This is a genomic window from Polaribacter atrinae, assembly GCF_038023995.1.
In the GTDB taxonomy this organism is placed as follows: Bacteria; Bacteroidota; Bacteroidia; order Flavobacteriales; family Flavobacteriaceae; genus Polaribacter; species Polaribacter atrinae.
The window spans coordinates 840,087-863,367 of record NZ_CP150660.1; the positions used below are offsets into that span (position 1 = coordinate 840,087).

The 23,281-nt window shown below is 30.3% G+C and carries 18 protein-coding genes; 5 read left to right on the plus strand and 13 right to left on the minus strand.

Translation table 11 applies throughout. The annotated features are described in order from the left end of the window. Positions 1-14: 14 nt before the first annotated feature. Positions 15-2,108: a phosphate acetyltransferase gene (gene pta / locus WG945_RS03755; RefSeq protein WP_068448340.1), complete on the plus strand. Its 2,094-nt coding sequence runs from the start codon at positions 15-17 to the stop codon at positions 2,106-2,108. A 1-nt stretch (position 2,109) separates the two neighbouring features. Continuing rightward, positions 2,110-3,294, plus strand: coding sequence for an acetate/propionate family kinase (locus WG945_RS03760; protein WP_068448342.1), 1,185 nt, complete (start codon positions 2,110-2,112; stop codon positions 3,292-3,294). Positions 3,295-3,372: 78 nt separating this feature from the next. Here WG945_RS03760 and WG945_RS03765 read toward each other — a convergent pair whose 3' ends face one another. Then, positions 3,373-4,554, minus strand: coding sequence for a T9SS type A sorting domain-containing protein (locus tag WG945_RS03765; RefSeq protein ID WP_068448344.1), 1,182 nt, complete (start codon positions 4,552-4,554; stop codon positions 3,373-3,375). A gap of 164 nt (positions 4,555-4,718) precedes the next feature. Here WG945_RS03765 and WG945_RS03770 point away from each other — a divergent pair, with 164 nt between their 5' ends. After that, complete coding sequence (locus tag WG945_RS03770) at positions 4,719-5,435, plus strand: YebC/PmpR family DNA-binding transcriptional regulator (protein ID WP_068448346.1); 717 nt, start codon at positions 4,719-4,721, stop codon at positions 5,433-5,435. 305 nt (positions 5,436-5,740) lie between these two features. Here WG945_RS03770 and lpxK read toward each other — a convergent pair whose 3' ends face one another. Beyond that, positions 5,741-6,754, minus strand: a complete 1,014-nt coding sequence (gene lpxK, locus WG945_RS03775; RefSeq protein WP_068448348.1) for a tetraacyldisaccharide 4'-kinase — start codon at positions 6,752-6,754, stop codon at positions 5,741-5,743. A 351-nt stretch (positions 6,755-7,105) separates the two neighbouring features. On the opposite strand from lpxK, the gene WG945_RS03780 reads away from it, so the two are divergent. Both WG945_RS03780 and WG945_RS03785 read left to right on the plus strand, forming a co-directional pair. Then, the gene (locus WG945_RS03780; RefSeq protein WP_068448350.1) at positions 7,106-8,200 is read left to right on the plus strand and encodes a Nif3-like dinuclear metal center hexameric protein; all 1,095 of its coding nucleotides are present in this window, start codon (positions 7,106-7,108) and stop codon (positions 8,198-8,200) included. A gap of 2 nt (positions 8,201-8,202) precedes the next feature. Beyond that, positions 8,203-8,976, plus strand: a complete 774-nt coding sequence (locus tag WG945_RS03785) for a zinc ribbon domain-containing protein (RefSeq protein WP_068448352.1) — start codon at positions 8,203-8,205, stop codon at positions 8,974-8,976. A gap of 273 nt (positions 8,977-9,249) precedes the next feature. Here WG945_RS03785 and WG945_RS03790 read toward each other — a convergent pair whose 3' ends face one another. The 11 genes from WG945_RS03790 to rpmH all read right to left on the minus strand — a co-directional run bounded on the left by WG945_RS03790 (position 9,250) and on the right by rpmH (position 23,067). After that, positions 9,250-11,139 carry a DUF349 domain-containing protein gene (locus tag WG945_RS03790; RefSeq protein ID WP_068448354.1) on the minus strand — a complete coding sequence of 630 codons (1,890 nt, stop codon included), beginning with the start codon at positions 11,137-11,139 and terminating at the stop codon, positions 9,250-9,252. Positions 11,140-11,391: 252 nt separating this feature from the next. Then, complete coding sequence (locus WG945_RS03795; RefSeq protein WP_068448356.1) at positions 11,392-12,150, minus strand: shikimate dehydrogenase family protein; 759 nt, start codon at positions 12,148-12,150, stop codon at positions 11,392-11,394. Next, entirely contained in the window at positions 12,131-13,138 is a 1,008-nt protein-coding gene (locus WG945_RS03800) for a DUF368 domain-containing protein (RefSeq protein WP_068448358.1), read from the minus strand. Before WG945_RS03800 ends, WG945_RS03795 begins: the two co-directional genes overlap by 20 nt. Then, on the minus strand, positions 13,139-14,062 hold the full coding sequence (locus WG945_RS03805) for a DUF368 domain-containing protein (RefSeq protein WP_068448360.1): 924 nt from the start codon (positions 14,060-14,062) through the stop codon (positions 13,139-13,141). Positions 14,063-14,357: 295 nt separating this feature from the next. Continuing rightward, entirely contained in the window at positions 14,358-15,569 is a 1,212-nt protein-coding gene (locus WG945_RS03810) for an ABC transporter permease (RefSeq protein ID WP_068448362.1), read from the minus strand. 2 nt (positions 15,570-15,571) lie between these two features. Further along, the gene (locus WG945_RS03815) at positions 15,572-16,750 is read right to left on the minus strand and encodes an ABC transporter permease (protein WP_068448364.1); all 1,179 of its coding nucleotides are present in this window, start codon (positions 16,748-16,750) and stop codon (positions 15,572-15,574) included. Continuing rightward, complete coding sequence (locus tag WG945_RS03820) at positions 16,743-17,735, minus strand: HlyD family secretion protein (RefSeq protein ID WP_068448366.1); 993 nt, start codon at positions 17,733-17,735, stop codon at positions 16,743-16,745. Before WG945_RS03820 ends, WG945_RS03815 begins: the two co-directional genes overlap by 8 nt. 7 nt (positions 17,736-17,742) lie before the next feature. Further along, positions 17,743-19,125: a TolC family protein gene (locus WG945_RS03825; RefSeq protein WP_068448370.1), complete on the minus strand. Its 1,383-nt coding sequence runs from the start codon at positions 19,123-19,125 to the stop codon at positions 17,743-17,745. Next, complete coding sequence (locus WG945_RS03830; RefSeq protein WP_068448372.1) at positions 19,126-19,710, minus strand: TetR/AcrR family transcriptional regulator; 585 nt, start codon at positions 19,708-19,710, stop codon at positions 19,126-19,128. Positions 19,711-19,942: 232 nt separating this feature from the next. Beyond that, positions 19,943-22,798, minus strand: a complete 2,856-nt coding sequence (gene carB, locus WG945_RS03835) for a carbamoyl-phosphate synthase large subunit (RefSeq protein ID WP_068448374.1) — start codon at positions 22,796-22,798, stop codon at positions 19,943-19,945. Between the two features lie 107 nt (positions 22,799-22,905). Then, positions 22,906-23,067, minus strand: a complete 162-nt coding sequence (gene rpmH / locus WG945_RS03840; RefSeq protein ID WP_036820926.1) for a 50S ribosomal protein L34 — start codon at positions 23,065-23,067, stop codon at positions 22,906-22,908. Positions 23,068-23,281: the final 214 nt, after the last annotated feature.

Consider the following 23,281-nt stretch of genomic DNA (forward strand, 5'->3'; position numbering starts at 1 on the left):
AATTAACAAAAAAAATGAGTAAAGCTATATATATTGCCGCAATTGAATCCGACAGTGGTAAATCTTTGGTATCATTAGGTCTTTTAAGAATGATGTTAACCAAATCATCTAAAGTAGGATATTTTAGGCCTATTATCAACGAAGTAAAAGGCAGTAAATTTGATGATCATACCAATACTGCTATTAATTTTTTCAATTTAGATATCGAATACGATGACTGTTATGCATACAAACAAAACGAGGTTGTAGAACTGTTAAGTGAAGGAAAAGCAGATGATGTAATTCACAATGTTATTAAAAAATACAAAAAACTAGAAGCCAAATACGATTATGTTTTGGTAGAAGGTACAGATTATTCTGGTGAAGGTGGCTTTACAGAATTAGACGTCAATTTAATGATTGCCAAGAATTTAGGAATCCCTGCTTTAATTGTAGGATCTGGAAATGGTAAGAAAAAGAAAGACTTTGTAAATACCATGCAACTTACATACAAATCTTTTATCAGAAAAGAAGTAGATGTTATTGGTATTATAGCTAATAAAATTGAGGTTGATGAAGTAGACTATATTCAAAAAGAATTAGGAAAAAGCTTTCCAGAAAATTTACAAATAAATGTAATCCCTAAAATAGACTTTTTAGCATATCCAACTGTGAGAGAAGTTTTACAAGCTTTAGAAGGTAAAGTTTTATTTGGAGAACAATTTTTAGACAATGCTATTGGAAGTTATAGTACTGGTGCTATGCAGCTCCGTAACTATTTAACAAGAATTAGAGAAAATGCATTAGTGGTTACACCTGGTGATAGAGCAGATATTATTTTGGGAGCTTTACAAGCAAATGCTTCTACCAACTACCCAAAAATTGCAGGTATAGTACTTACAGGATCCTTGCTTCCTGAAGAATCAATTACAAAATTAATTGAAGGAGTACAATCTACAGTCCCAATTATTTCTGTGGAAGGAGGAACATTTGGAATATCTAATAAAATTGGCGCAGTAAAATCTAAAATTTACGCAAGCCACAACAAAAAAATATTACTATCTCTAGATACTTTTGATACTTATGTAAACGCAGAAGGGCTAACAAACACACTTACCTCTTACAATTCGGTAAAGCTAACACCAAGTATGTTTCAATACAACCTTTTACAAAAAGCAAGAGCTTATAAAAAACATATTGTTTTACCAGAAGGCGATGATGAAAGAATAATTACTGCTGCCGCTCGTTTACAATTATTAGACATTGTAGATTTAACTTTATTAGGAGATAGAAATACAATACAGTTAAAATGTGATCAAATTGGTTTGCAAATAGATTTAGATAAATTAAACATTCTAAATCCAGAAGAATCCGTTCATAATGATGCTTTTGTAAAAACATTGTGCGAAGCTCGTAAACATAAAGGGATGACAGAAACAATAGCTAAAGATTTAGTTAGTGATGTTTCTTACTACGGAACCCTAATGATTATGAATGGCTTAGCAGACGGAATGGTGTCTGGTGCTGTTCATACAACAATGCATACCATAAAACCATCGCTACAATTAATTAAAACAAAACCAGGAGTTTCGGTAGTTTCTTCTGTATTTTTTATGTGTTTATCAGACAGAGTTTCTGTAATGGGAGATTGTGCTGTAAACCCAAATCCTAATGCTGAACAATTAGCCGAAATTGCAATTTCTTCAGCACAATCTGCAGAAGCTTTTGGTATAGAAGCAAAAATTGCCATGTTGTCTTATTCTTCTGGAAGCTCTGGAAAAGGAGAAGAAGTAGAAAAAGTAAGAAAAGCTACAGAAATAGTTAGAAAACTACATCCAGAATTAAAAATTGAAGGTCCAATACAATATGATGCAGCTGTTGATATGTCTGTTGCAAAGACAAAAATGCCAGACTCTGAAGTAGCAGGACAAGCATCTGTATTAATATTTCCCGACTTAAATACAGGTAACAACACGTACAAAGCAATACAAAGAGAAACAGGCGCTTTAGCTATTGGCCCAATGTTACAAGGTTTAAATAAACCTGTAAATGATTTAAGTAGAGGTTGTACCGTAGAAGATATTTTTAACACCGTTTTATTAACAGCAATACAAGCACATCAAGGATAATATGAATATTTTAGTTATAAACGCAGGTTCTTCGTCATTAAAATATCAATTAATAGAAATGCCTTCTCAAGTAGTAAAATGCATTGGTTTGGTAGAAAGAATTGGTATGGAAGATGCTATTTTTACACACGAAAAAGATGCCGAAAAACACTCTGAAGTAGCCCCTATTTTAAACCATGAAATTGGTTTAAAAAAGATTGCAAAAACTTTAATGGACCCAAAAATTGGTGTTATTACTTCGGTTGATGAAATAAAAGCAATTGGACACAGAGTTGTACATGGCGGAAGCAGGTATAGTGGTACTGTTCTTATTACTGAAAAAGTAAAATTTAATATTAAAGATTTATTTGATTTAGCTCCTTTACATAACCCTGCACATTTAACAGGTATAGAGGTTGCAGAAACCATTTTTACATCAGCTAAACAAACAGCCGTCTTTGATACTGCTTTTCATCAAACAATGCCAAAGGAGGCATACCAATATGCAATTCCTAATACTTATTTAAAAGAAAATAAAGTAAGAGCTTATGGATTTCATGGCTCTAGCCATAAATATGTATCAGAAAAAGCTATTGAATATTTAGATAAAAAATCATCAAAAATTATTACCATTCATTTAGGTAATGGTTGTAGTATGGCTGCTGTTAAAGACGGTAAATGTATAGATACTTCTATGGGATTTTCTCCTACAAATGGTTTGGTTATGGGAACTAGAGCCGGAGATATTGATCAATCTGTAATTTTCTTTTTAATGAAGAAACTTAATAAATCTGCTGATGAAGTAAATGATTTATTACAAAAAGAATCTGGAATGAAAGGTTTAACTGGTTTTTCTGATTTAAGAGAGATTGAAGAAAATGCAGGTAATGGAAATGAAGATTGCAAAAATGCTTTAAAATTAGCAGGCTATAGAATTAAGAAATTTATAGGTGCTTATGCTGCTGCTTTAAATGGTTTAGATGCTATTGTTTTTACTGCCGGAATTGGAGAAAACTCAAGTTTAATGAGACATCTATCTTGTTCTAATTTAGAATTTTTAGGCATCGAATTAAACAATTCTAAAAACGAAATTCGTTCTAAAGAAATTAGAGAAATTCAGAAAGAACCAAGCAAAGTTAAAATTTTAGTGATTCCTACCAATGAAGAACTAGAAATTGCAAAAGAAACTTATGATCTCTTAAAATAACCATATGCGTATGTATTAAAAGAGCCTTCTTGTAACACTACTTGAAGGCTCTTTTTGGTACATAAAATAATTTTACTTTTAATTTTTTATAATTCTTTTTGTAACCACATTACCTTTTTCTGTTTCAATTTTTAAAAGGTAAACTCCGTTAACTAAATGTGCTATATTTAATTCATTTTTGGTGGACCTGAAAACTTTTTTTTCTAAAACATTAAATATTTCAACATTTTTTAGAGTAAAGTTTCTGTCATCAATCTTTAGAATTGAAGAAGTAGGATTAGGGTATATTGCAAAATCAATAAAACGAATGTCCTTGCTACCTGCAGTTTCTTCCCCATAATAATAAGTTGTTTTGTAATTTAAACCACTAGAAGAACTGATTAATTTATTGACAAAACTATTATCTTGCCCCGTTAACGCTTCAAAGCCGTATCTATCTTTAAATGGATGCGTAAAATTACGCATCAATTGAGAGAAATCAAAAGAATAACTTGTCTCATAATTAACGTCAAAAGAACCATTATCATACGACGATTCTTTGTCTAATATTAAATTTCCATTCACATCGTAACTATATTCTTCCTTGTAAGAGTTTTCGTAGGCAGACCCATTCCAATCTTGAGAAACATACTGTGTAATCTTATTATTTCCATTATAAGCATATACATCTTTACTTTTTAAAACCCAAGAAGTACCGTTCCAATCATAATTGATCAATTCAGAAACTAAGCCATTAGCTCCGTAAGTTATGTTAGTCTTATTAGAAACATCTTGCTGTACACTTTCTGCCTGATAAATCCAGTTAGTGCCATTCCAAAACTGACTAATAAATTCTGAAATTTTATTATTGTTATAACTATAAGATGATTTATACTCATTCACCCAAACACCGTTATTTAACTTTAAATCTATTGACTCTATCCGTTGGTTACTGCCATTATAGATGTAATTTGTTTTATAGCCAGAAGTAACATTACCTGTAGAAACATCATATTCCTCATAAAGTTCACTCGTTATTTTATGATCATTATTATACTCCATTGTTTCTTTACTATTATACTCCCAAAGACCAGTAACAGTATTCCAATAATAATATAATTCATCCGTAAGATTATTGTTAGTATCATATTGGTAAACATATTTACTACTATTTATCCAATTTGTTCCATCAAAATACTCATCAATAGAAGAGCTTAATTTTACTTGCCCAAAAAACGTAAATGAGCAAAAAGTTAATAGTGCTAAAGTAATTTTTTTCATAATTTTTTAATTTAATAGTTACACTTTAAAGTTATAAAAAAGAGATACTCACAACAATACCTACAAATAGGTATATTTCTAAAAAATCGTTGTTTAAAAAATTGTGAATCAACTTGCTAATTTTTACATTTGTATTTATAATTTTTATAATAAAATCATTAGAAATGGGAAGAGCATTTGAGCTTAGAAAAGGACGCAAAATGAAACGTTGGTCAGCAATGGCAAAAACCTTTACTAGAATTGGTAAAGATATTGTAATGGCTATTAAAGATGGTGGTCCAAATCCCGATTCAAACTCTAGGTTAAGGGCAGTTATGCAAAATGCAAAAGCTGCAAACATGCCTAAAGACAATGTAGAAAGAGCCATAAAAAAGGCTACGGATAAAGATACCGCTAATTATAAAGAAGTACTTTTTGAAGGGTATGCACCTCACGGAATTGCTGTTCTTTTAGAAACTGCTACAGACAATAATAATAGAACAGTTGCCAATGTAAGATCTGCTTTTAATAAGTGCGATGGAAACTTAGGTACATCTGGATCTGTTGTTTTTATGTTTGATCATGTTTGTACTTTTACCCTTAAAAAGGAAGATATTGACATCGATTTAGAAGAGTTAGAATTAGAATTAATAGATTTTGAAGTCGAAGAAGTTTTTGATGATGAAGAAGGAATTATCATTTATGCACCTTTTGAACAATTTGGAGCAATACAAACTTACTTTGAAGAAAATAGTACAGAAATTTTATCTTCTGGATTTGAAAGAATCCCTACTACAACCACAAAATTAAACGAAGAGCAACAAGCAGATGTTGAAAAATTGTTGGAAAAATTAGAAGAAGATGATGATGTACAAAATGTATTTCACTCTATGCAAATGTAAAAAGTATTTGGGCGTTACCACAAGGGTCGGGCTATACGCTACAAGTTCTCGCCCTATCGGGCTGTGGGCTTTTTGCTTCTATCCCTAACGCAATTAAAAAAGATCTATAGATTTTTTTACAATCCTTTAGTATAAAGACCTCAGTTATTAAAAATATCTGAGGTCTTTCTATTTTATAAATAGAAATAAAAGAGAAATACTATGTGACTTATTAAAAAAGATGGTGTCTTATAAATGAGGTGTACTTAAAAAGATACTTCTAACAAAAATCAAAAAAAGAAACCAGCGTCCTAACAACGCTGGTTTTATTGTATATGGTTTTTAAGTATTGCATTAAATATTTCTTCTTGTGCTAAAAAAGAAGTTTGTATCCCTAAAAAAGAAAGCTGCTCTAATCTACTTTCTAAACGAACATAATCTTTCTCTGTAGTTAAAACCAACTTCTTAGAAGACTTTAAATCAGTAAATTCCTGCTTAATTACTGATATTTCATTATCTGTAAAATGATGATGATCTGAAAATTTTAAGTGTTTAAAGTTTACTTCTTTTTCTTTTAAGAAAGACAAAAGTGGCGTTGGATTTGCAATTCCAGTAATTAATAAAACTTCATATTTTTTTAAATCATCAATCAAAATAGCTTCAGATCCAGCCGTTTTATCATCATAAGAAATGCTTGTAAAAAAAACTTCTTTATCGTATTTCCTTAACTTTTCTTCAATTTTATTTTTAGAATATTCAGATAAATGAACTGGGCATTTGGTTACTAAAATTACATCTGCTCGTTTTGCTCCTCTCCTACTTTCCCTTAAGTTTCCTGTTGGTAATAAAAAATCGTCCGTAAATAAATCATCAAACTTTGTCAATAAAATGTAAAAACTACCTTTTACTTTTCTATGTTGATACGCATCGTCTAACAAAATAACCTCTGGAGATTTATCTGCAATCAATTTAGTAATTCCTTGCACTCTGTTGGCATCAACAGCAACATCAATAGAATCAAATTTTTTAAAGTACTGCAAAGGTTCATCTCCTACATCTTCCGCAGAATGCGTACTATTTAACAACACAAAACCCTCTGTCTTACGTTTGTACCCTCTACTTAAAACAACTGTCTTAAAACGATCTTTTAATAAACGAATTAAATATTCTATTTGCGGAGTTTTACCAGTTCCGCCTACACTTAAATTACCAACCACAATTACTGGAACCTTAAATGAAGTCTGTTTAAAAAAACCTACTTCAAAAAAGAAATTACGGATACTAGTAACCACATCATAAATAATGGCAAAAGGGAATAATAAAAATCTTAGAAATTTCATCGATACGAAAATAAGCAGGTTAAACTCATTAAAAAAAGAAAAAGACACGAATTTCATGTATATTTTTTTTATAAATCTAACCATTCTTTTTATTCTACATTTTCTATAGCTGTAAGTAATTTGTACTCAAACAGACAATAAAAAATATTACAACCAATATCATTTGATAAAATTAAAATAAAGAAAATCTAATTTTTTATACGTTCTAATATTTTAATTGCTACTTTAAACTATCCACAAGACATTCTACGTTATTATTTGAGCGAATTAAAGAAATTTATGCCCAAAAAGCAGGTCATTTTTATGAATTGATAAAGGGAAATAGTAACTTTGGTTTTTGATACCATATTTATGATAATAAAAGACATCACCAATTATTTAGAAGAATTAGCGCCTTTAAATTATGCTGAAAATTTTGATAATGTTGGCTTATTGGTTGGTAATTACAATACAACTGTTTCTGGCGTACTAGTAACCCTAGATACTTTAGAAGAAACGGTAGAAGAAGCAATTGCTAAAAACTGTAACTTAATTGTAAGTTTTCATCCTATTATTTTTGGAGGTTTGAAAAAACTAAACGGTAATTCTTATGTAGAACGTGTGGTTTTAAAAGCCATTAAAAATGACATTGCAATTTATGCAACACATACTGCCTTAGACAATTCTAAAAACGGAGTTTCGGCAAAAATGTGCGAAGTGTTAGGTTTAGAAAACCCTAAAATTTTAATTCCTAAAAAAGGGATTATAAAAAAATTGACCACCTACGTTCCTGCTAAAAATGCCGAAAAATTAAGAAACCTTCTTTTTTCTGCAGGAGCCGGAAGTCTTGGTAATTATGATAATTGTTCTTTTAATACTTTGGGAGCCTCTACATTTAAAGGGAACGAAAACTCAAATCCTACGATAGGAGAAAGAGGAATAGATCATACTGAAAAAGAAACTCAAATTTCTGTAGTTTTTGAAAGTAAATATGAAGCTGCCATTTTAAAAGTTTTAAAAGGAAATCATGAATATGAAGAAGTTGCTTACGAGCTACTTACTACAGAAAATGTTTATCAAAATATTGGAATGGGTATGATTGGTGAGTTGCCCGAAGAAATGGATGAAAAAGCATTCCTTTTATATTTAAAAGAAACAATGCAAACCGATTGTGTGCGTCATTCTAACTTGATCAATAAAAAAATAAAAAAAGTAGCTGTTTTAGGCGGATCTGGTAGTTTTGCCATTTCTAACGCAAAAAGAGCAGGCGCAGATGCGTATGTGAGTGCAGATTTTAAATATCATGAGTTTTTTAAAGCCGAAAACAGTATTCTTTTGGCAGATATTGGACATTATGAGAGTGAACAGTTTACAAAAAACCTTTTGGTTGACTATCTTACGAAAAAATTTAGTAATTTTGCAGTCATTTTATCAGAAAAAAGTACAAATCCTATATATTATATATAACCATGGCAAAGAAGAAAGAAATTTCGGTTGAAGAAAAGTTAAGAGCTTTATACGATTTACAATTAATCGACTCTAGAATTGACGAAATTAGAAATGTTAGAGGTGAACTACCTTTAGAAGTTGAAGATTTAGAAGATGAAGTTGCCGGATTAAACACGCGCATTGCTAATTTAAATCAAGATGCAGTAAACTTAGAAACAGACATTAACAACAAGAAATTAGCTATTGAAGAGTCTAATGGGTTAATGAAAAAGTATGATGAACAACAAAAGAAAGTTAGAAATAACAGAGAATTTGATTCATTATCTAAAGAAATTGAATATCAAGATTTAGAAATTCAATTAGCAGAAAAAAGAATTATTGAATACAAAGCAAAAATTGCTCAGAAAAAAGAAGTAATTGATGCTACTAAAGAAAAGTTAGCAAAACAAGAAAAACATTTAAGTCATAAAAAGGCTGAATTAGATGCTATCTTAAAAGAAACTGAGAAAGAAGAAGAGTTATTAGCTCAAAAATCTGATGAATTTTCTCAAACTTTAGATGCACACTTATTTGCTGCTTATACAAGAATTAGAACTAAAGTAAAAAACGGTTTAGCAGTTGTTGCTATAGAGCGTGGAGCTTCTGGAGGTTCTTACTTTACAATTCCACCTCAGGTGCAATTAGAAATAGCAAATAGAAAGAAAATTACTATCGATGAGCATAGTGGTCGTATTTTAGTAGATGCTGCTTTGGCTGAAGAAGAAAAGTTAAAAATGGAAAAATTCTTTTCTTAATCTTTCTACACAATTTATAAAAAAAACTCGAAGCTGTTAAAAGCTTCGAGTTTTTTGTTTTTAAGATAACGCTAATTAATTTCTCTAAATTGTAGCTACGTATTTATATAAATCCAAAAACTATATAAACAACTGCTTAATTTAACTTTAAATCTTAAGTAAAAAAACAATCTCTTTTAGTTTATATAACCATTACATTCCTAAAATAAAACACATAAAAAAACTCGAAACAAATAGTTCCGAGTTTTAAATTTTATAAAGTATCTAAGTAAATTAGTAATCTAATTTTTTAATATAGCTTAACTTTTCTTTCCAAATAGCTAAATCTGCTTTAAACTCATTAACTCTGTTTTTTACATTTAACACTAAAGGATTATCATCTGTAGCGTTAGAAAAGAAACCTAAATTGTTTTCTAATTGCTGAATTTCTTTTACAACTTCATCAATTTTCTTTCTAACAAACATTTGTTCAGAATCTAATTTTCTAACATCATCATCTGCTGCAAGACTATCTACAACATGAGTAAACTTTAACATAGAAACTTCATTCTTATCTAGATCTAAACTACCTAAAGCTCTATCGATTAACTTGTTAAATTTACTATCTATATGTCTAGCATTTCTTGGTAAAGCCCCTAAATTTCTCCAGTTATTTATAATTTCAAAGATGCCTTCTTTAGTAGGATCTTTTATTTCTTTAACTGTTTCTAAGAACTCTTTTTTAGCATCTACCACCTCTTGTTGCTCTTTATTTAAAGAGTTTTTCTGATCGTGATATCTATCAAAATAATGGTTACAAGCTGCTTTAAAGCGTTTCCAAATATCATCAGAAAATTTACGAGGTACATGACCTATTTTTTTCCAATCTGCTTGTATTTTCTTTAAAGTATTCGTTGAAGATTCCCAATCTTCACTTTCTTTTAACGATTCTGCAAGCTCAATTAACGCCATTTTTTTCTTTAAATTCTCTTGCTGATCATTTTTTTCATGCTTGTAAAAAACATTTTTTGCACTATTAAATTTCTTTGTAGCAGCTTTAAATTTTTGCCAAACTTCTTCACTCTTAGAATACGGAAGTTTTCCTGCATTAAAATATTCTTGCCTTAGCTCTTCTATATCTTTAATGCTTTTTTGCCAATCATTATGAGTTTTATTATTAGCAGTGTCAAAAGCATTCAGCTTTTCTACCACCAATAATTTCTTTTCTATAATTTCTTGATGTTTAGAACGCATTTCTCTAAAATGATCATGCCTTCTATCATGAATTTTTTTAGTAGCTTCACTAAATTTACCCCAAACATCTTCTCTCATTTCTTGAGAAACTGGTCCAATATCTTCTTTCCAGATTTTATGTAAATCTTGTAACTCTTTAAAAGCAACATTAATATCGGCAACTTCTGCCAATGCATTTGCTTTTTCAATAATTTTTAATTTTTCTTCTAAATTATGTTTAAAATCTAAATCTCTAAAATCATTGCTTAAATGCAATAAATCGTAAAAACGCTCTACATGATGATGATAGGTTTTCCAAGTATCATTGTAATGATTCTTAGAAACGGCTCCAATAGTTTTCCAAGTATCTTGCAACTCTTTAAAACTTTTATACATTGTTGCAGTATCTGCAGTTTCAATTAAATCTTTTAATTGCTCAATAACAGAAAGCCTTTTTTCTAAATTAGAAGAAAGTTGCTTGTCTAGATCATTATAATGTGCATCACGTTGCTTTTTATATTCAGACAACAGCGTATTATAATCCGTTTTTATAGGGCTAGAAAATTGAAAATCGATAGAATTACCTCCTTCTTCTAAAAAGGCTGCTTTCTTTTCTGCCAAAAGAGCTCCAAATTTTTGATTGAAAGCACTTTTAATACCTTCAACTTGATTTTTATTTTTTTGAACAGGGTTGTTAGAAAGTGTAGTTTTAAGTTCTACAACTAAATCTTCTAAAGATAATTTTGAGTAATCTACAGCACCCAATTCTTCATCTTTCTCTGAATCTTTTTCAGCATCTACAGCAATAGACTTCTCTATTTCCTCAACAGCATCAGTGGTATCATCTGTTTTTTCAACATTTTCTACAACTTCAACTTGTTTCGTTTCGTTTACAACTTCTTCTACTTTCTTTTCCGTCTTATCAACGTTTACTTCATTTTTTTCTAACATATCTACAATGTTTAAGGTCTTACTATAATACTACTATTATATATCTTATAAAGATACTGACAACTTACTAAATCTACAAACTATCTAATTAAAAAAAATGTAGTTTCATCATTTTTTTGGCGTTCCCTTGCAGGTCGGGCTTTCCTTTACAATCTTTTTATTCATACTTCATAAAAAGGATTTTCAATGCAATCCCTAACGCAGCTAACTTGCCATCAATCAGTAAAAACCTGTAATTTTTCTCCTTCTTTATTAAGCTTTATTCCAAATTCTCCAAGACTCTTCTGCTTGCAATTGCAACATTTCATATCCGTTTTTAATCGTTGCTCCTTGTACTTTCCCTTTTGCTAAAAAAGTAGTTACTTCTGGATTGTATATTAAATCGTACAAAAGATGCTTTTCTGTAATAAATTGATACGGAATATCAGGACATTTTTCGGTATTGGGTGATGTACCAACCGGAGAAGAATTAATAATAATTTGATATTCTCCCATCACTTCTTCCGTTAAATCTTGATAAGAAATTTCTTTTTTACCGTTCGGATTTCTAGAAACAAATTTAAATTTAATGTCATTCTTTTTTAAAGCATAAGCAATCGCTTTAGAAGCACCACCTGTTCCTAATATCAAAGCTCTTTTATGGTGTTTTTTAATCAATGGAAAAATTGATTTTTCAAAACCAACAACATCAGAATTATACCCTTTTAAATTTCCTCTTTTGGTAAATTTAATGGTATTTACAGCGCCAATTGCTTTTGCCGTTTTATCTAATTTATTTAAATACTTCATTACTTCTTCCTTATACGGAATGGTAACATTAATACCACCTAAACTATCTCCTCCTTGTTTTATTACAGCCGGAAAATCTTCTATTTTTTGAAGATCAAAATTCACGTACTTACATTTTTGCAAATCTAATTTTTCAAACTTTTCTGTAAAATACCCACGAGAAAAAGAATACTCAATATCTTTTCCTAATAATCCAAAAACTTTATTTTTTCTTTCTCCCATAAAAATCTATACCTAAAATTAACAAAACACCTAGCACAATATAAAACACAGCTGTCCATGTTTCTAAATCTGAAAAATTAGGAACAAAACGTTCATAATTTTCAACTATCTTATTTCCTTTTTTATCAATTAAAAAATTACCATGCTCTTGTAAAAACACTGCTTTTTTCCAAGGCCAAACAATCCCTAACGATCCTGTTATAAAACCTATAATAACAGCATTTACAATTTGATTCCAACGTTTTAACACATATCCTAAAACATGACTAATAGAAACCAAACCAAAAGCAGAACCTGCTGTAAAAACACTAATTATTTTTAAATATCTTATTTTTATTGGGTCAGATAAGACCGTAAAATCTCCTGATAAAACACTAGTAACAACACTGAATAATACGTTTACAGAATCTACCAATAATAACACATAATTACCTAACAGAATTAAGATAAAAGACCCAGAGAGCCCTGGAAGCGTCATTCCGGAAACACCTATAATTCCGCAAACAAAAACAAACCAAAGATTGTCGTTTTCTGTTGCTGGTGTTAAAAAACTAATACCAATACCAATAGAAGCACCAATAATTAAAGACAATATATTTTTAAAACTCCATTCTCCAAAATCTTTTCCTATATAGTAAATAGAGCCAATAATCATCCCAAAAAACCAACTCCAAACATAGAGTTCAAAATTAACTAAGAAATAATCTAACACTAAAGAAATACTAAAATAACTAAAGATACTTCCGCCCATTATTAAGAGCAGAAAAGAACCATTTACATATCTATAAAAACTTTTAAAACGGCCATTTAAAAGCAATTTAAATGCTTTTAAATTTACCTTTCTAAACGAGTAGATTAATTCTTCATAAAAGCCAAAAACAAAAGAAACTGTTCCGCCAGAAACACCAGGAACTTTATTTGCAGCTCCCATTGCCAACCCTTTTAAGAAAAGGATTAATTTCTGTAAAAAAGTTCTTTCTATTAACATTTATTTTTTATCAACTGCTAGTCTCTCCATTCCTAAAATAATTATAAAACCTACAACGGCTAATACAATTGCCATGGTTAATTGTGCATCTCCTTCAAAAGAAAAAGGACTTACACTTTGTTCTTTAAAAGGCACCTCTATTCCTTTAGAATTTGTACGCCATGTTAAGGTTTCTTTCCAAGGCCAAATTTTATTTAAAGACCCAATTATAAAACCAGTTAAAGCAGCTAATGTTAAATTTTTATAATGTTTAAACAACCATTTTAAAACATGAGAAAAAGATAATAAACCAATAACTGCACCCGCCATAAAAACGAATATTGTTTTAAAGTCTTTATTATTTAAAGCGTCCAAAACAGGCTTATATGCACCTAACAATACTAAAATAAAAGAACCCGAAATTCCAGGTAAAATCATTGCACAAATTGCAATTGCACCTGCAATAAATATAAATAATGAAGAAGAATTTTCTGAAACCAAAGGATTTAAAGTAGTGATATAATAAGCTAAGAAAGCGCCTAAAATTAAGACTACAAATGAAATAATATTCCATTTTGTAATTTGTTTGGCAATGTAAATAATACTTGCTAATACCAATCCAAAAAAGAACGACCATAATAAAACAGGCTCATTTTCTAATAAATATTTAATCACTTTTGCCAAAGAAATAATACTTATAAATATCCCTATAAATAAAGATGCTAAAAAATTTCCGTTTAATTGCGTCCAAGCAGCTTTTAATCCGTCTTTTTTCAACGTCTTAAATAATCCTAAATTTACGTTGCTAATAGAACCTAATAACTCTTCGTAAATACCAGAAATAAATGCAATTGTACCACCAGAAACTCCAGGTACTACATCTGCTGCTCCCATTCCCATACCCTTTAAACCAATAATTATATAGTCCTTTATACTTCTGCTCATTTTTATCTCTTTTTTTAGAAAAACGAAGATAATAGAAATTTGAGAAAAACTATGAAAAGAGACCTAATTTAACCGCTTCTTTATGTTGATAAAATTTAATTTACTCCATAAAATTTCATGATTAGAATGTCTGAAATTTACAGAAAGAATACGCGGTTTAGATTCTAAGTGAAATCTCATAATATTTTTTATAAAAAAGCACTCTAAATTACATCACTAAATAAAATCGAACTGTGTTAATACTAATTCCCTAACCATAATATAGCTTATAAAATAATCTAAAGAGTAATCTATGTTATAATGCTTTATTTAAAGCCAATTCCTTTTTAGCTCTTATTTTTAACGAAATAGCGGCAATTACAAAATAAATGATTGTCAACAACCATAAATGATTCCATTCTTTTAAGACATCTACAAACGAAGCTTCCATTTGTGTTAATTTAACAAAACCATTCATACCCGCTGTAGACGGAATGATTTCTGAAATAAATTTATAAAATTTCGAGAATCCTTCAGCAGGAAAAGACAATCCGCTTAACATTAATGACGGAATAGAAAGCAATACTAAAAACACAATTGAATCTTCTCTTCTTTTAAAAAAAGAACTGATTGATATGCCTAAAAATACCACTGAAAAGATATACGGAATTATAAATACGTAAATGGATAGCAATGAAGAACGTACCGGAATACCAAACAACGTGTAGACAACGCCAACTTGAATAGGAATAATGACAATATAAATTAAAGTATATAAACACGCTTTTGCTAATAAAACAGAGAGTACGCCTCCTTTATGTAATATTCTTGGAAATTTTTTATGTGTAGATTTTGCTTCTCGCCTAGAACCACTTAAAAGACCAATTCCCATTAATAAAACTAATTGAATAATTAAGGCCGTTAACATCGGTATCAAATAAGTTGCATACCCAGAATTAGTATTAAATAAACTGGTAGATATCGCTTTTATAGGTGTATAATTTTTCTGAGCTTCATCAAAGGAAACTCCTTTTGCCATTTCTTTTTTAATTGAAATTCCTGCGCTAAAATAACCGTTTACTTCAGTAACATCTCCTAAAACACGTTTATAAAACAACATATTAGCAGCATCAGAAAAAGTAGTAATGGTTGTTTGTCTACCGCTTCTAATATTCTTTTCAAAACTCTTTGGTACAATAACAATTCCTTGCACTTTTCTTGAGTAATAAGCTACTTTAGCAGCTTCTAAATCTGCAAATGTGGTAATTGTTTTTGTACCTTCTGTAGCAGCTAACATGGCAATATAATCTCTACTCATTCTAGTACCATCCTGGTTTACAATTGCTACCGGAACTTCTTTAATTACTTGGTTTGAATATATATATGTATACACCACCAAGATAATAAGCGTTACTGATAAAAAAGTGCTTGCCACTGCTTTGTCCGATTTAATTCCATTCCATTCGGTACCAAACGTATGCTTAAATGAGATGATTCCTTTGTAAATAAATTTATATAAATTTTTCATTTTTAAATACTGTGATTAAAGCTTCCTTTTAAAAACAATCTTTTTAATTTAAGCCAACTTATTGCAATTGGTACAATACATAAAACAACCAAAATAATAATCGATTTTAAAGAATAAAATACAGGAAATCCTCGTTGTGATTGATCTAATAATAATTCAAAGAAATGCGTAAATGGAAAAACCTGACTCAACCATTGCAGTACTTCTGGCATTCCAAAAATAGGGAATGTAATTCCTGAAAAAGAAAGACTTACAGCTCCAAACCCAGAACCAATTGTTAATGCTTCCCTAAAACTACCACTGATAGCAATAAAGAACAAAGCGAATGATTGATTTGCTAAAATCAATAAAAGTAAACCAACCAAAACTGTTATTTTACTTCCCTCAAACGGAAAATCTTGCCATACGTACATACTTAATAAGGTAATAATACCTACCAACAAAAACCATACAGTATAAGGTAAAACTTTTCCTAAAATAATTGCTGATAAACGTCCATTTGTAATATTCAATAACTTATTTCCTTTACTATATTTTAAATCTGCTCCAAAACAATAAATTGTAGTTAGCATGATAAATAACTGAAAAAACATCGTTAAAAAACCTGTATTCAAATAATACGAATAGTTTGTAAATGGATTTGACAATACATGATTGTTCGCCAAAATAGGCTGATAATTTACCAATGCTTGTTGCATGGAAACTCCTTTTTTACGTTGTTTTTCGATATTTATACCTGCCGAAATTGTACCAATTACTTTTCTAAATGCTTTATACTCTAATCCTCCTGCCAATAATAAATTACTATTGTATTGGTTGATGATATGTACTTGTTTTCCACTTTTTAAATCTGCTTCAAAGTTCTTAGGAATTGTAATGACACCATACGCTTTTCCTAAACTAATTAATGCTTCTCCTTTATGCTGATCTAATGGGAAAAAACCAATTTTAATCTCTGGCGCTGCATCTAACTGAGCAATTACATTTCTAGAGGTTGCCGTATGATCTAAATCTACCACAGCAACAGGTAAATCTCTCGCAACACCTTCACTTAAAAGCGTATTGAAAAACAAAATGGATACAAAAGGCAGTATTATTGCAAGAACAAAAGACGACTTACTGTTAAATAACAGTGCTATCTCTCTTTTTGCAATCCGTAAAGAGGGTTTCATTTTACTCATTAAATTGAGAATAATCAATTAAAATACTCATTCCAGGTCTTAAATCGACCTCTTTTGTAACTGGCATCGCTTTAATTTCAAAAGTTCTAATATCAAAATCTCCGGTAGCCTTTGTTGCACTCCAAGTAGCATAATCTCCTAAAGCAGCCACATAGTAAATTTTAAATTGTACTTTTTTATTCTTTAAAGCAGGAATCGTTGCTTCAAAAGTGCCTTCTTTTTTAAAGTTGAAAAGACTCGTTTCTTTAATGTTTAAGATAGCGTAACTATTTGTTAAATCTACCAAATGAACCACCGGATAACCTGCTCCAATTAACTCTCCTTCTTCTGGTAAAAAATTAAGAACTTCTGCATCTATTGGTGCAATAATATTACGCTCATTTTTATAACCTTCTAATTCCGTTAAAGCGCCATCTGCTTGTTTTACCATAGCTTTTGCAGCATCTATATCTTCATTTCTAGCCCCTTTCATAGCCATCTGATACATACTTAATGCCGCTTCTTGGTCTTTTAAGGCAACTTCTTTTTTTGCAAATATTTCATCTCGCTTTTGTTCAGAAATTACACCGTCTTTAAATAAGTTTGCCATACGAGTATATGTTTTATTCATTACATTGGCAGCTGCAGTCGCTTTTTCATAAACACTTTTGGCAGCTCTAATTTCTTCTGATCTTGCACCATTTTGTGCTTTATTTTTTTGAGCATTTGCAGCATCTCTTAATGCCAAAGCTTGTTGCTCTTTTGCCATAATTTCTGGACTTAAAAGCGTTGCTAATAATTGTCCTTTTTTAACACTTTGTCCTTCTTTAACTTCAAAAGAATTAATTCGTGTAGGTATTTTAGACGATAAATAAATTTCTTTCGCTTCTATTCTACCTTGTAAAATAACGGATTTAGGTTTTGTTAAGAACCACACACCTGTAAGTACGATAATTGAAATAATTACCACACCTATTAATGACTTTATAAATTTTGGATTTCTCATTTTAATATTAATTTTGATTTAAGAAAGAAGCTGTTTTACCTGTAAGTACCATTAACTCTCCGTAAGCTACATTGTACTCGTATAAGGCTTTTATTTTATGTAATTTAATTTCTGATAATTTTAAAGTTGCATCCACAACCTCTAAAGAAGTTCCCGTTCCTTCTTCAAAAGCACGAGTTCTCATAAACTTTAATCGGTTTGCCAATGCTTCATCGGTATTTAAACTTTCATACTGCTCCAATTCCTTCTGCATGGTATTGTACAATTTTTCTGTATACGTTGTTAAATTTAATCGTGCTTGTCTGTCAATTTCTGCTACTTGAGAAATTTTATATTTAGATGCTTTTACTTTATGTTCTCTTTGAAAACCGTTAAACAACTCCCACTCTACACCAACACCAACAAACCACTTTGTATCTACTAAAGGTAAATTATCTTTCCAAAGAATGTATTTTCCAGAAACACCAACCTTCGGAAAATAATCACTTTTTTCTACATCTATTCCTACTTTTGCCAACTCATAATTTTTTTCAATGATTTTTAACTGTTCATTTGCCGTCAGCATATCATTGGTAAACTCCTCTAAAGGTTTTACAATGGTTGGTTCTTTAAAATCGCTAGTAAACTCAGAAATGGAATTTACTCCTATTAAGTTTTGAACAGCTGTGGTAGCTAAATCAACATCTTTTTTAGCACCTAGCAATTCCCTATTTGCATTAGACAGCGATACTTTTGCATTTAATGTTTCTACTTCTGGAATGATACCGTTTTCGAAAAACTTCATTGCTTGGTTGTTATGTAACAAAATAACATTGTAAACTTCTTGCCTTAACTGCACCGCTTCTTTGGCTAATTTTAACTTAAAAAAGTAATTTATGAGTTGTACCGTTAATTGATCTTCCTTTATTTTATGCTTTGTTTCAGACAATGCTAATTTTATTTCTGATGCTTTATTGGCTGCATTTATTTTTCCTCCGGCATAAATAGGCATCGATATATCAGCAGTTGCAAAACCTAAGTTTTGTTCTTGCAACGTAAAATCCCAACTACCTAAAACTGCAGCAGGATCTGTAATACCTAATAAACCACCTACCATATTTCTTTGCTCATTTAAATCTGCAGAAATATCTTTATCTAAATGCATATAAGTACCAGAAACACCTACCGTTGGTAAGCGCAACCCTTTTGTAGCTTTATGCTCTTCTTCCATCGCTTTTACTTCAAAGCTAGATGCTTTTACATCTCCATTTTTAGACAACATTAAATCGTATGCTTGCTTTAATGTAATATCTTGTGCATTTATAAACGTTGATACAAAACACAAAATACAGGAGAATAACACTCCTCTTTTATTCAATTTCATTGGTTTAAAATTTAAATAGACATTCATTTATTTTAAAATTTTTAAAATATTATCAGTTAATTTCTCTACATCATCTATAGTTACTTCTTGTTCACCAAAAATATTTTTTCGAGTAAAATTGATGTAATCTACCGCATACACTAAAATGTGATAATGCAATTGATAAACTGTTGTGTCTTTTGAAATCTCTCCAGATTTGACACCAATTTTTTTAATACTATTCATTAACTCAGCACTTTTTTCCTTAATAATTTCTGATGCAAAAAAGTTTTCATTATGCAGTAATTGGTAAAAAAACTTCGATGCATTTGGTTCATTCAGAAAGTAAGTTACTCTATTTCTAATAAACTCTTCTAATAACGGCTTAATGCTATTAGTATTTATGGTTAATAAAAATTCTAATTCTTTATATAATGAATTTACTTTATCATGATACAACTCATTAATTAAATCTTGTTTACCAGCATAAGTTCTATATAAATAGCCACCACTTACGTTTGCTTTTTTAGCAATCATAGCAATAGTAGTTGCTTCAATTCCATTTTCTACGATGGTATGCATAATAGCATCTTTAATTCTTGCTATTTTATCTTCATCAATTTTACGTGCCATAGTATCTCTTTGTTTGAGTATACAAATTTATGAATAAATATTCATTCATTTATTATTTATCTATTATTTTTTATTTACATTATTATAAAATCTGAAGAAAAGAGTATTAAAAAAAGGAAAGAAACAAATTATGAAATTTAGGAAATCATAAAATATAGCACAAAAAAAAAAACACTCATTTTACTGAAATAAGTCAGTAAAATGAGTGTTTTTAAATATCTAATAAATGTACTTACTTGTTTAAATACATTTTACGTCTCGCGTATAAATCATAAAACTGATCGTCTTTTAAACTATCAATAAATAAAATACTTTCTCCAGTAGATTTCATCTCTGGTCCTAGTTTCTTATCTACATTCGGGAACTTATTAAAAGAAAATACCGGTTGTTTAATTGCAAAACCTTCTAATTGAGGGTTAAAATTAAAGTCTGTTACTTTATTATGACCTAACATTACTTTAGTTGCATAATTTACATACGGTTCTTTGTATGCTTTTGCAATAAAAGGTACCGTTCTAGAGGCTCTTGGGTTTGCTTCAATAATATATACAATATCATCTTTCACTGCAAACTGAACGTTTATTAAACCTACCGTTTTTAATTCTGTTGCAATGGTACGTGTATGATCTTTAATTTGTTGCAGTACAAATTCACCTAAATTAAAGGCAGGTAAAGTTGCGTTAGAATCTCCAGAGTGAATTCCACAAGGCTCTATATGCTCCATAATACCAATAATGTACACATTACCATCTGCATCACAAATTGCATCTGCCTCTGCTTCTATCGCTCCGTCTAAATAATGATCTAACAATAATTTATTACCAGGCATTCTACCTAATAAATCTACTACATGTTTTACCAATTCTTCTTTATTGATTACAATTTTCATTCCTTGTCCTCCTAATACATAAGAAGGTCTTACTAAGATTGGGAAATCTAATTGATCAGCTAAAGCCAATGCTTCATCTGCAGTTTCTGCGATACCAAATTCTGGATAAGGAATGTTATTGTTTTTTAACAATTCAGAGAAACTTCCTCTATCTTCTGCTAAATCTAGTGCTTCAAAAGAAGTACCAATAATTTTAATTCCGTATTTCGTTAACTTTTCAGCTAATTTTAATGCCGTTTGTCCACCTAATTGTACAATAACTCCTTCTGGTTTTTCATGACGGATAATGTCATAAATATGTTCCCAAAAAACAGGCTCAAAGTATAATTTATCTGCGGTATCAAAATCTGTAGAAACCGTTTCTGGGTTACAGTTAATCATAATGGTTTCGTAACCACATTCTGCAGCTGCTAAAACACCATGTACACAACAGTAATCAAATTCAATTCCTTGTCCAATTCTATTTGGTCCAGAACCTAAAACGATTATTTTCTTTTTATCAGTTACAATACTTTCGTTTGCAATGATAATTTCTCCGTCTGCTGTTTCAATCTCGTTTTCGAAAGTTGAATAGTAATAAGGAGTCTTTGCTTTAAATTCTGCAGCACAAGTATCAACTAGTTTAAAAACGCGTTGTACTTTTAATTCTTCTCTCTTTGTATATACTTGACTTTCTAAACAACCCAACATGTGTGCTATTTGTCTGTCTCCATATCCTTTTTGTTTTGCCTCTAGCAATAAATCCCTACCAAGAGTATCTATTGTATAGGTAGAAATTTCTTTTTGCAGTTGAAATAACTCTTCGTATTGCTTTAAATACCACATGTCTATTTTTGTGATATCATAAATCTGAGTTAAAGGAATTCCCATTGCAATTGCATCATAAATAGCAAAAACACGGTCCCAACTTGCATTGGTTAATTTATCTATAATTTGGTTATAATCTGTGTAGCCTTTTCCGTCTGCACCTAAACCATTTCTTTTAATCTCTAAAGATTGTGTTGCTTTGTGTAATGCTTCTTGAAAAGAACGTCCAATTCCCATTACCTCACCAACAGATTTCATTTGTAAACCTAAAGTTCTATCTGATCCTTCAAATTTATCAAAATTCCAACGAGGTATTTTTACAATTACATAATCTAATGTTGGCTCAAATAAAGCCGATGTAGATTTTGTAATTCCGTTTTCTAACTCATCTAATGTATACCCAATCGCTAATTTTGTTGCTACTTTTGCAATAGGATACCCTGTTGCTTTAGACGCTAAAGCGGATGAACGAGAAACACGAGGATTAATCTCGATAGCAATAATATCTTCTTTTTCATCTGGAGAAACGGCAAACTGCACATTACAACCTCCTTCAAAATCTCCAATAGAACGCATCATTTTAATAGACATGTCACGCATTTTCTGAAAAGTAGTATCAGAAAGTGTCATGGCTGGTGCTACTGTAATAGAATCTCCAGTATGAATTCCCATAGGATCCATATTTTCGATAGAACAGATAATAACAACGTTATCGTTTTTATCACGTAATAATTCTAATTCGTATTCTTTCCATCCCATCATCGCTTTGTCAATCATCACCTCATGTATAGGAGATGCTTCTAAACCGAAACTTAATAGTTGGTCAAAATCTTCTGCTTTGTAAACAATAGAAGCTCCTGCTCCACCCAAGGTATAAGAAGAACGAATAACTAAAGGAAAACCAAATTCTTGTGCAATTTCTTTTCCTTTTAAAAATGAAGTTGCTGTTGCTTGAGGCGCCATTGGCACATCAATCTTTAACATTAACTCTCTAAATTGCTCTCTATCTTCAGTAATATTAATAGCATCGATATCAACACCAATTAATTTTACATTAAAATCTTCCCAAATTCCTTTATCATCTGCTTCAATACAAAGGTTTAAAGCAGTTTGCCCACCCATTGTTGGTAAAACAGCATCAATTTGTGGATGCTCTTTTAAGATTTGAATGATAGATTTAGTTGTTAAAGGCAACAAGTAGATATGATCAGCCATAGATGGGTCTGTCATAATTGTTGCAGGGTTCGAGTTGATTAGAACAGTTTCAATTCCATCTTCTCTTAAAGAACGTAAAGATTGTGAACCAGAATAATCAAATTCACACGCTTGTCCAATAACAATTGGTCCAGATCCAATAATTAAAACTGATTTGAGGTCTTTTCTTTTTGGCATTGTAAGTTGTTGTGTTGTTAAGTTTTACAAAAATAGTTAGTGCTTGGGTATAAAAAAAGGCATTACTTAAAAAAGTAACACCTTATATATTAACAATTGTTAATCATTTATTTTTTATGTCTAGTTTCAGTAGAAACAGAAATTTTCTTTCTTCCTTTAGCTCTTCTACGAGCCAACACCTTTCTACCATTAGCAGAAGCCATTCTTTCCATGAAACCATGTTTATTTCTTCTCTTTCTCTTTGACGGTTGGTAAGTTCTTTTTGGCATTATCTGTATTTTTAAATGTCTTCTATTATTATGTTATTGCTTTAAATTCTACTCTTTTAAAGCGTTGGCAAATATACAACTGTTTTTATTTATGGCAAACACTATTTTAAAAAAAATTGAAATATTTTTTAACGAGACAAAAGTACAAGTTTTATAAATCTTTTCACCTTTTTTATTTGACAGAATTTTTAGAGTTAGTACTTTTGCGCAAACC